The organism is Streptomyces sp. NPDC058231, from assembly GCF_042882275.1.
GTDB lineage: Bacteria > Actinomycetota > Actinomycetes > Streptomycetales > Streptomycetaceae > Streptomyces.
This window is the reverse complement of sequence record NZ_JBHVWN010000054.1, coordinates 43,228-53,231: the sequence shown is the minus strand read 5'-3', so window position 1 is coordinate 53,231 and position 10,004 is coordinate 43,228. Positions and strand designations below refer to the sequence as shown.

The window sequence follows — 10,004 nt, the reverse complement described above, 5'->3', positions numbered from 1 at the left end:
ACTGCGCACACGGGCTACGCAATGCGTCGGGCACTCGATCTCCAAGCTGACGCGCTGCGTGACGTCCTCCGCGACGTGTAGCAGCGTGCCCGTTCGCATGACTGCACCAGAGGCCTCGTCGCGAAGTCAGTACGGTCGAGGGATCTCGTGCGCTTCCAGCGCAGCGGTGTAGCGCGCGAGCAGCGCGTCGAGGCCGTCCAGGAGAAGGCCGGCGGCCTCTCGAGTCGAGCTGTGCTTCACCCCGACGAACGCCTCCTGGGCCAATCCGATCGAGGCGCACTTCGGGCCGCTGCGGCAGTTCACCCCGGCCAACTCGAACCACCCCAACCACACCGTTCAGACCCGCGCGCTGCACCGCCATCTGCGCTGGCGCAATGCCAACGCCCGCCACCCCGACCTCCTGGCCGCCCAACGCCGCAACCGAGCCCGCATCCGCAGCGAGAAGGGCCTCCGCTGGGGCGGCCGACCGTTGGCCGCGGCCTGAGGCTTCCCGCCACGACGGCCTACTCGGCCAACTCCTCGGGAGAAAGACGAGTGATCTTCTTTCCCGCCTCGGTCTCGACCAGGGTCAACGCGCCAATCCAGTTCCCGTCTTCGGGATACTCCCAGTTGGCCGCGTCTTCGAGAATCGCCGGAAGCTGATCACGAGGCACCAGCTCGCCGGGCTGGAACCCGCTTTCCCCGGCGGGGGAGGTCCACGGCGTGAGTCGGTGGACCTCGATCCACCCACGATCGATGAGAGCGAGCAAGATTCCCGCCAGCTCGTTGACCGGTCGAGACTGGTCGGCTTCGTCGAGATCGCCCCAGACACCAGCCAGGATGTCAATCTCATAGGAATTGACCATGAAGGCTTCTTCGGACTCGGTCAATGTGTCCCACTCTTGCTTGCTCACTCAGCAATCGTCGCAGAGCCGGGGCACGACAGGCTCCCCATACCGCTGACCAGACCATCCCAACTCGGAGCTCACCCTGACCGCCCGGACCCGGTGAACCTTCGCGGTCACAGCACTAGTTGGCCGGGATGCAGCTGGGCACCTGGTGCACCAGCGTGATGGCCAGCGCCTTCAGCGGGCTGCTCTCCGTGTCCACGATGAACAGCAGGTGGTCCCCGGTCTGCATAGCACTGGGTTTGATGTCGCGGACCCCGTTGCGGTGGAAGCCGGACGGCGGCATCACCTTCAACAGGCTGCCATGCGGGCTGTTGTCGGTGTGGCCGGTGGTATGGCAGGAGGCCGAGGGCACCATCACCTTCGCGGGGATACCGGCCTTGTCCAGCGCGGCCTGCAGGCCGGGGATGCCCTTCACATTGAACAGCTGCACGGAGACCATGCCGCCCGGCTTGGACTGCACGGCGTAGTCGGCGTTGACGATGTTCAGGCTGGTGCTCGGGGTGTTCGGAGTGCTCTGCGGTGTCTGCTCGGCCGATGTGCCGAGGCCGGTGCTCGCGGTGCTGTGCGGTGCGGGCGCGGCCTGCTGCGCGCTCGGCGACCCGGACGCCAGCGGGAGGGCGACAGCCACAGCGGCGGCTGCCGCGGCGACGCCCACGGTGAGGGCCACCCGGCGACGCGGCGTGCGGAGCCGGAGCAGAGCCCGGTGGCCTGCGGGGGCGGACAGAGATGTCGCGTGGGCGTTCAGCTCGTCGGCGAGCTGCTCCTTGAAGTGCGCGGGGGCGTTCACTGGGCGGCCTCCAGAAGGGTGTCGTGGGTGGCGGCGTGGGTCTGGCCGGCGGTGCGCAGGGCTTTGCGGGCGCGATGCAGTCGTACGCGAGCGGTGGCCGAGCTGATACTCAGCGCCTGAGCCGCCTCGCGGCTCGTGAGCCCGTCCAGGGCGACCAGGTCGAGCACCTCGCGCAGCGGGTCGGAGAGCGCGGCGTGGGCGGACGCGAACTGTCGGGCGGCCCGGTCCGCGTCGATCCGCGCCTCGATGGCGCTGACGTCCTCGTCGTCCAGCAGCCGCCGCCCGCAGATCCGGGCGACCGCCTGCTGCTCGCGGGCGGTGCCGTGGAAGTGGGCATAAATGACGCTGCGGGATATTCCGTAGAGCCATGCGATGGGTGCGCCGCGCCGGGCGTCGTAGGTGTGCGCGCCCTCCAGGGCAGCCACGAAGATGTCCGCCGTCAGGTCGGCGGCCAGGTGTGCGTTGTCGACGCGCCGGGTGACGAACCCGAGCACAGCGTCGAACTGCTGCTCGTAGAACGTGGCGAACCCGGCCGGGTCCCGCGTGGGTGGTGCTGTCGGATGCTCCGCTGGCACGGAAGGCTCCTCAAGACAGGTCAAAGGTGCGATGCCTTACACCCGGTACTAGTCCAAGGCGCCCGAAAGCGTTACATCCGCAGTCCGCCGGCCGTCCTTCGCCCCTGCACACAGACATGCCTGCCCAGCCATGGAGGGTTGAGGGTGAGCCTGCGGAACCGACGTGACCACTCCCGTGGCCTGCCGACGCCCACCATGCCGACGGGCTTCCCGGGGCCCGTGGGAAGACCGCCTTGACACGTACGGCCCCCTCCGCACTCGGACCGGCCACCCGGGGGCCGCGACGGCCCGCTTCCATAGTCGCCTGCGTGCTACCCGCGCCGGGGCGACGTGTGCAGCGCGATGACCAACTGGGCGCCGGTCGTGCTCCTGCCCAAGATCAACGACACGTCACCCGTCGCCCTGCACCGGCCTCAGCCCCTCTGGCGGAACCGGCCTTCCACTTGCCCCCAGTCAAGCGGAAGTTCACCTACCTGACGACCCGTCGCACGCACGATGGGCGCCCCGCACAGGTGCGGGACGCTCAGAGGCGCTTGGCTCGCCAGAGCCACCCGCAGCCAAACACAGTTGAGGCGAACGTCAGGGCGATGAGGGCCCAGCGCCACGCGTCGCGTGCAGGGATGTCTGCAGGGATTCCGAGGTTCCAGATGATGTGCGTGGCGCCAGGGACGATAACGGTCAGCGCGAGCCCGATCCACTTCTGATTCACCTTCCAGTGACGGGAGCGGCACACCATCACGACGGCGATTATCTGCAGGACCACGGAAAGGAAGGAAAGGAGAACGACCCCCGAAATGATAGGCAGGACACCGCCGCTGAGCAGCAGGAACAGTATCGACAGCCATGCCGGGGATCGGGGCCGGCGGGGCTCGTCGACGCGCGTGTCAGGGCTGTGGCCGAGCTCCTGGAGTGCTGTGGCGACGATCGTGCGCGGTTCGCCCATTTCATGGAGGATCTCGCGGATGCTGCCGGGCCGTTCGGCGAGCGCGACCTGGATGTGCTCGCCGAGGTCGGCTATGAGTTCTTGGCGCACGGCCGGAGGCAGCGCCGTGCTCTCGCGTTCGACGGCCGCGAGGTAGTCCTGGACGAAGGTGCTGTCCGTCTTCATGGGTGTGCCCTTCCGAGATCGCGCCGATGCCCGGTGATCGGCGCGAGGACGTGATCGACGGTGTCGCGAAATCCTGGCCAAAGGGCGGCGAGGGGCTCAGTTTACGAGGTTCGACTTCGACGAGATCGGCGCGCCCAGGACTGCCGCGCTCGAAAGGATCCGCCGCTTCCTTGACTCCTACCCCCAACTGGCAGTCATACGACGAGCCGATCCCACTCGCAGCGACTTGACCCTTGAACGAGCGGGGTAGCTCCCGCGCCTGGTACAGCACGGAAGTACAGCAACCGTCACCGCCCAGCAGGGTCCTTCGGCGCCTTGAAAGCGTCCACTGCGGCCGGTGCTGACCCATCCGCATAGAGCTACGGATCGGAAGGCTTCTGACATCCACAGCTGACATCAACGACGCCGGACGGAGGCGTACACCAGCGTCTCTGTCCGGCCGTCACACCAGTCGAGGGCAGCAGCTGGAGCGGGCTCGGATCGAACTCCTAAGGCGGTGCTCAATCCCGTCGCGGTGGGCCGAGTCGTCGCACCCTTACCGGGCCGTCTCTGGGCCGTCGGAAGGCAGCCGGCGGTGACCATCGACGACCCCTTCAACTGCGCTCCACGCTGCTGCTATAGAGATCGGCCGAGGGTGCTGCCAGCCCCCGCAACTTCCGCGCAACAAGAAGCAGGAGTGGGAGGAGTACCTCAGCGAGGTCACGGCCTTCGAGCTGAAGGCGCTGCTGCCGGTGCTGTAACCGCAGTTCAGCGCTCTTCGAGCGAACGCAGGCGGCTTCGGGCAGACGGTTTCGTACCGTCGGCCCGAAGCCGTTTCGGCGGCCCGGGCCGTCCGGCGCCGATCCGCAGCTCCGCCCTTGCCGGTCAAGTCCCGGCGCCCGCCCGCCGGTTCCGTCGATGACCGGCCCGGGGCACCGAGCCGTGGCCCCGCACCGCCCCGCCGTTCCGGTCAGGCGCGCCGGGAACGCCGCGCGTCATGTTCCCGATCGTCCGGACCGTGCGGGGATGCACCCCGCGCCGGTGCTGGCGGGAAGGTGCCATGGCAGCTTCCCGCCAGCACCGTGCAACTCACGGGCAACACCGCCGCCCCAGACTCTTCGCAGCACACCGGTACCCCCGACCGGCTGACGAAGAGAGGGCTTTCATGACCAGAGCACCCGTATGGCGAAGGGCGAGCCTGCTGCCCGCCGGGCTCGCGCTCGTCCTGCTCCCGGGCGGACAGCTCGTCCACGCGGCCGACGCGGCCGGGCAGCCCCGTGCGGCGGCGGCCGGCTCCGCTGCGGTCTCCGCCGCGCGGACCGTCACGCTCGTCACCGGTGACAAGGTGACTGTCACCACGCTCGGTTCGGGCAAGAAGGCGGTCTCCGTCGACCGGGCCGCGGGTGCGACCGGAGCGGTCCGCACCGACGTCGTGAACGGGCACATCAACGTGGTGCCGGCCGAGGCGCAGCCCTATCTCGACGCCAAGGTGCTCGACCCCAGGCTCTTCGACATCACCGAACTCCTCGCGCAGGGCCTCGCCGACGCGCGGGGCGGGTCCGGCCGGCAGGCCACCGAGGGGCTGCCGCTCATCGTCACCTACGGGGCCAGGGCGAGGAGCGCCGCGAGCACCCCGCCCGGCACCGCCGAGGTCCGCTCCCTGCCCAGCGTGGACGGCATGGCGGTACGGGCCGCGAAGCCCGGCAGCTTCTGGTCCTCCGTGACCGACGGCGCCGCGGGGACCGCACGTTCCCGGTCCGCGCTGCCGGAGAAGGCCGCATTCACCGACGGGATCGCGAAGGTCTGGCTGGACGGCAGGGTCACCGCCGACATGGCCGAGTCCAACGCACAGATAGGCACCCCCGAGGCGTGGGAGGCCGGACTCACCGGCAAGGGCGTGAAGGTGGCGGTCCTGGACACCGGGATCGACGCCGACCACCCCGATCTCCAGGGCAGGGTCTCCGCCTCCAAGAGCTTCATCGAGGGCGAGGAGGTCGCCGACGCCAACGGCCACGGCACCCACACCGCCTCCACCGTGGGCGGCAGCGGCGCCGCCTCGGACGGCAAGGAGAAGGGCGTCGCCCCCGACGCCGACCTCGCCGTGGGCAAGGTGCTGAGCAACGAGGGCTCCGGCTCCGAGTCGCAGATCATCGCCGGGATGGAGTGGGCGGCGAAGGACATCGACGCCAAGGTCGTCTCGATGAGCCTCGGTTCGCAGGAGGCCAGCGACGGCACCGACCCGATGGCCCAGGCCGTCAACACCCTCTCCGAGGAGACCGGCGCCCTCTTCGTCATCGCCGCCGGCAACACCGGCACCCCCACCTCGATCGGCTCGCCCGGCGCCGCCGACGACGCGCTCACCGTCGGCGCCGTGGACTCCGCCGACCAGGCCGCCTACTTCACCAGCGCCGGCCCCCGGCTGGGCGACAACGCCCTCAAGCCCGACGTCTCGGCGCCCGGCGTGGACATCCTGGCCGCCCGCTCCTCGCTCGTCGAGGGCGAAGGCGCGTACCAGACCATGAGCGGTACGTCGATGGCCACCCCGCATGTCGCGGGCGTCGCCGCGCTCCTCGCCCAGCAGCACCCCGACTGGGGCTGGCGGGAGCTCAAGGACGCGCTCATGTCCACCTCGAAGGAGCTGGACGCCTCCGCGTACACCCTCGGCTCCGGCCGGGTCAGCGTGCCGGACGCGATCGACGCGAAGGTCACCGCGACCGGCAGCGCCGACCTGGGCTTCTACGGCTGGCCGTACGAGGGCAACAAGCCCGTCACGCAGACCGTGACCTACACCAACTCCTCCGACGCGCCCGTCACGTTGAAGCTCTCCGCGAGCGGCGCCGCCGACGGCGTCGTGACGCTGGCCGACTCGACCCTCACCGTTCCGGCGCACGGCACCGCGCAGACCACCGTCACCGGGGACGGCGCGAAGGCCCCGGTCGGCAACACCTCCGGGCAGATCCTTGCCGAGGCCGACGGGAAGGCCGTCGCCCACACCGTCTTCGGGCTGGTCAAGGAGGAGGAGCGGTACAACCTGACGGTGCACGTCAAGGACCGGGACGGCGCCGGGGTGCCCGCGTCGCTCGTCGTGCAGACCCTGGCCGCGGGCGGGGACATCTTCCCCGCCGCGGTCGGTGAGTCCGGCACGCTGGAACTGCGCCTCAAGCCCGGCTCGTACGCCGTCAGCACCTTCCTCGACGTGCGCGGCAGCCACGGCGAGGACTCGCTGGGCCTCGGCTACCTGGCCGACCCCGAGATTAAGCTGGACCGCGACCGCGAGATCACCCTCGACGGCCGGACCCTGCGCGAGATCAGCGCGAAGGTCGCCAAGCGCACCGAGACCCGCCAGCTCCTCATGGAGGCGGACCGCTCGGCGAACGGCTCGGAGTACAGCGCCGTCGCCCAGGTCCCGCTGACCTACGACAGCATCTTCGCCGCGCCGACCGCAAAGCCCGCGAGCGGCAGCTTCGAATACCGCACGGTGTGGCGCCTGGGCAAGCCGCTGCTCGCCGCGAAGGCCGGCAGCACCGAGATCGGCGAGGCCACCGTCCAGAGCGGCTCGAGCCGCTTGGACGGCACGCTCAGGACAGGGCTGTTCGACGCCGGCAACGGTGCCCCGTCCGCGTACGAGGGCAAGGACGTCAAGGGCAAGGCCGTCCTCGTGCACGCCGACAAGACCATCGACTCGACCGAGCTCGCGCAGCACGCGGTCGACGCGGGGGCCGTCGCCCTCTTCGTGACCGACGACGACCGGGGCCGGCTCATGGCCTGGTTCGGCACCGCCGACTACACGGACCGTGAGATCCCCGTCGCGACCGTGAACGCGGCGGACGGCGCCAAGCTCGCGAAGGCCGCCGCCAAGGGCCAGAAGCTCCAGCTCACCGGTACCCCCTACACGCCGTACGTGTACGACCTGTCGGAGGGGCACCCCGGCGCGATCCCGGCGAAGGACCTGACCATCGCCACCGGCGCCAAGGACCTCGGCGTCGTCGACACGACGTACTACGCGCCGAAGCAGCTGCCCGGCGGGGAGTTCCGCTACTCGATCACCGACACCTTCCCGATCGGGTTCGGCTTCCCCGAGCAGATCTCCTACCCGGGCAAGCGCACCGACTACGTGAGCACCGGCAAGGGCCTGAGGTGGCACGAGTCGCTCACCGCCGGTCCCGGCTACTCCCTGGAGCAGCGCGGCGGACTGGTCACCTACCCGGGCGGCAAGCACACGAAGCTCAACTGGTTCAAGCCCGTCCTGCACCCGTGGCTCGGCACCGGTCTCGGCTGGGGCCAGACCCGTGCCGGCAACAGCCTCGCCTTCAACACCCCGGGCTGGGGCGACTCAGGGCCGGACCACACGGGCTTCGGCGACGTGTGGAGCGACGACTCGCTGACCCAGACCACCGAAGTCCTCGTCGACGGCGTGAGCACCGGGAAGATGACCAGTTCCGGGGTCAACCTGTGGGACGTGGACCCGGGCGAGCACACCTTCAAGGTCGTGACCGACACCACCTTGGACCCGAAGGTGTGGGGCACCGGCGTCAAGGGCCACTCGGCGTGGGAGGTCAGGTCCGCCGAGACGCCCGATGACCGGTACACCTACCTGCCGATGATCAACCTCGGTTTCGACGTGGACACCGCGCTCGACGGCACGGTCAAGGCCGGCAAGCGACTCCCGATCGGCATCGACGCCGAGTACATCAAGGGCGCCTCGGACACCGGGACGATCAACACCGGTGCGCTGGCCGTCTCTTACGACCAGGGGAAGACCTGGACCTCGGTGGACCTCGCCAGGAAGGGCACCTCGTGGACGGGCAGCCTCTCGGTTCCGCGCGGTGCGCAGACCGTCTCGCTGCGCGCCTCCGTCCGTGACGACCAGGGCGGTGCGGTGACCCAGGTGATCACCGACGCGCTGAGCGTCAAGTGACCGGAGCCTGAGCAGGACCCGCACACGGCGGCGCCGCCTCCCCCGGAACCGGGGGAGGCGGCGCCGTTCCGTGCCGAAAAGGCAGGGGACGCACCGCGTGCGCATCGGGTAGTGTTGCCGACCCCAGCAGGGGGACATACCGAGGAGGTGAGACCCATTACCGCTGCATCAGGCTGGGTGCTCACCTCTCGCGATTGCGTGGCCGGACCGGCATAGGCGACCGCGGAGCACCCATCGGCATTCCGAAAGGCTCCGCTCCATGTCGCTCAACCCGGCATCACTGTCTCATCCCGCCATCGTCAGCAGACTTCGCGCCGCCGGCTGTGTATTCGCCGAGGACGAGGCGGAGTTGATCCTCTCCACGGCCGCGGATCCGGCCGAGACCGCCGCCATGGTCGAGCGGCGGGCGGCCGGACACCCGCTGGAACACGTCCTCGGCTGGGCCGAGTTCCGTGGTCTGCGGATCGCCGTGGACCCCGGTGTCTTCGTCCCCCGCCGCCGGACCGAGTTCCTCGTCGACCAGGCCGTCGGCCTGGTCCGCGGCACGGACGGACCGGTGCTGGCCGTCGATCTGTGCTGCGGTACCGGTGCGCTGGGTACCGCGCTCGCCGCGTCCCTCGGCCGCGTCGAACTGCACGCCTGCGACGTCGAACCCGCCGCGGTGCGGTGTGCGCGCCGCAACGTCGCCGGTGCGGGGGAGGTGTACGAGGGCGACCTTTTCGAGCCGCTGCCCGGGTCGTTGCGCGGCCGCGTCGAGATCCTGCTCGCCAACGTGCCGTACGTGCCCAGCGAGGACGTCGAACTGCTCCCCGCCGAGGCCCGGGTCCACGAGCCGCGGGTCGCGCTCGACGGGGGCGGTGACGGTCTCGACGTGCTGCGCAGGGTGACCGCCGAGGCTCCCCGGTGGCTGGCGCCGGGCGGGCACCTGCTGGTCGAGACGAGTGAACGCCAGGCCGCCGGGGCGGAGGAGACGGTCGCCCGGAGCGGCCTGGTTCCGCGGGTGGTCACCTCCGACGAGCTGTACGCCACCGTCGTCATCGGCACGAAGCCCGGACCCGGGAACGACAGGTGACCGTGGCGCGGGGAGCCGTGCCGCTGCTCCCGCGCGCCGAGTGCCGCCGGACGCGGTCACGTCCGGCGGCGACGGAGGCTCAGCCGAAGAGCCAGCGGGTCTGGCTGAACGGCTCGCCCTTGCCGAAGCCGAACGCCTTGCGCGGAGCCACCTCGAACACCTCCGCCCGGTCGCCCGCCACGTTCGTGAACGCGCCGGCGTGGACCTCGAAGTGCCAGTCCGCGCCGTATTTCGCCTCCCAGAGTTCCGCCAGCCTGACCAGCCGGGCCTCGTCCGTCACCGGAACGGCCCGTCCCTCGACCACCACGTCGAGCCCGCGCGACAGTGCGTTGTCGCCGGTCGTCACCACGACCTCGGGGTTCTTCGCCAGGTTCCGGGCCTTGCGCTCCAGCGGACCGGTGCAGAAGTGCAACGCACCGTCCGACCAGAGCCCGATCAGCGGGGTGACATGCGGCCGGCCGTCCGGCCGGACCGTCGACAGCCAGAACACCTCCGCCCGGGTCAGCACGTCCACCGCCCGCGCCCACGGCAGGGCCGTCGCGCTCCTGTCGCTGTAGTCGGGGTGCAACTCGGCGAGAGGTCCGTGTCCGGACATGGTGCCGTCCTCCTGTACGCGTCCTGAAAGCGATCGTGCCTGCCAAGTGCGGACCGCGCACCCGCTCCGAATTCATCGGC

8 protein-coding genes and 2 pseudogenes are annotated in these 10,004 nt (G+C 70.3%); 4 read left to right on the top strand and 6 right to left on the bottom strand.

The window, feature by feature from the left end; translation table 11 throughout:
• Nucleotides 1–126 precede the first annotated feature (126 nt).
• Complete coding sequence (locus ACFVXE_RS28625; protein WP_389675431.1) at nt 127–240, bottom strand: DUF6959 family protein; 114 nt, start codon at nt 238–240, stop codon at nt 127–129.
• Between ACFVXE_RS28625 and ACFVXE_RS28620 the strand changes: the two are divergent.
• Nucleotides 218–484 (top strand): annotated as a pseudogene (locus tag ACFVXE_RS28620) (IS630 family transposase); the annotation flags it as partial. The gene ACFVXE_RS28625 and the pseudogene ACFVXE_RS28620 overlap by 23 nt on opposite strands.
• Nucleotides 485–503: 19 nt before the next feature.
• On the opposite strand, the gene ACFVXE_RS28615 reads toward ACFVXE_RS28620, so the two are convergent.
• From ACFVXE_RS28615 to ACFVXE_RS28600, 4 genes are all read right to left on the bottom strand, one after another.
• The gene (locus ACFVXE_RS28615; RefSeq protein ID WP_389675425.1) at nt 504–893 is read right to left on the bottom strand and encodes a hypothetical protein; all 390 of its coding nucleotides are present in this window, start codon (nt 891–893) and stop codon (nt 504–506) included.
• A 115-nt stretch (nt 894–1,008) separates the two neighbouring features.
• The gene (locus tag ACFVXE_RS28610; protein WP_389675423.1) at nt 1,009–1,677 is read right to left on the bottom strand and encodes a hypothetical protein; all 669 of its coding nucleotides are present in this window, start codon (nt 1,675–1,677) and stop codon (nt 1,009–1,011) included.
• Nucleotides 1,674–2,252 carry an RNA polymerase sigma factor gene (locus ACFVXE_RS28605; protein WP_389675421.1) on the bottom strand — a complete coding sequence of 193 codons (579 nt, stop codon included), beginning with the start codon at nt 2,250–2,252 and terminating at the stop codon, nt 1,674–1,676. The genes ACFVXE_RS28610 and ACFVXE_RS28605 overlap by 4 nt, the downstream gene beginning before the upstream one ends.
• Before the next feature lie 523 nt (nt 2,253–2,775).
• Nucleotides 2,776–3,360, bottom strand: a complete 585-nt coding sequence (locus ACFVXE_RS28600; RefSeq protein ID WP_389675419.1) for an HAAS signaling domain-containing protein — start codon at nt 3,358–3,360, stop codon at nt 2,776–2,778.
• A 659-nt stretch (nt 3,361–4,019) separates the two neighbouring features.
• Between ACFVXE_RS28600 and ACFVXE_RS28595 the strand changes: the two are divergent.
• From ACFVXE_RS28595 to ACFVXE_RS28585, 3 genes and pseudogenes are all read left to right on the top strand, one after another.
• Nucleotides 4,020–4,100 (top strand): annotated as a pseudogene (locus ACFVXE_RS28595) (glutamine synthetase); the annotation flags it as partial.
• A 404-nt stretch (nt 4,101–4,504) separates the two neighbouring features.
• Complete coding sequence (locus ACFVXE_RS28590; protein WP_389675417.1) at nt 4,505–8,257, top strand: S8 family serine peptidase; 3,753 nt, start codon at nt 4,505–4,507, stop codon at nt 8,255–8,257.
• A gap of 259 nt (nt 8,258–8,516) precedes the next feature.
• Complete coding sequence (locus tag ACFVXE_RS28585; protein ID WP_389675415.1) at nt 8,517–9,329, top strand: putative protein N(5)-glutamine methyltransferase; 813 nt, start codon at nt 8,517–8,519, stop codon at nt 9,327–9,329.
• 79 nt (nt 9,330–9,408) lie between these two features.
• On the opposite strand, the gene ACFVXE_RS28580 is transcribed toward ACFVXE_RS28585, so the two are convergent.
• The gene (locus ACFVXE_RS28580) at nt 9,409–9,924 is read right to left on the bottom strand and encodes a pyridoxamine 5'-phosphate oxidase family protein (protein WP_389675413.1); all 516 of its coding nucleotides are present in this window, start codon (nt 9,922–9,924) and stop codon (nt 9,409–9,411) included.
• Between the last annotated feature and the right edge of the window lie 80 nt (nt 9,925–10,004).

Coding starts and splice junctions, on each gene's coding strand:
- ACFVXE_RS28585 (WP_389675415.1), top strand. CDS start 8,517: ATGTCGCTCAACCCGGCATCACTGTCTCATCCCGCCATCGTCAGCAGA.
- ACFVXE_RS28590 (WP_389675417.1), top strand. CDS start 4,505: ATGACCAGAGCACCCGTATGGCGAAGGGCGAGCCTGCTGCCCGCCGGG.
- ACFVXE_RS28580 (WP_389675413.1), bottom strand. CDS start 9,924: ATGTCCGGACACGGACCTCTCGCCGAGTTGCACCCCGACTACAGCGAC.
- ACFVXE_RS28600 (WP_389675419.1), bottom strand. CDS start 3,360: ATGAAGACGGACAGCACCTTCGTCCAGGACTACCTCGCGGCCGTCGAA.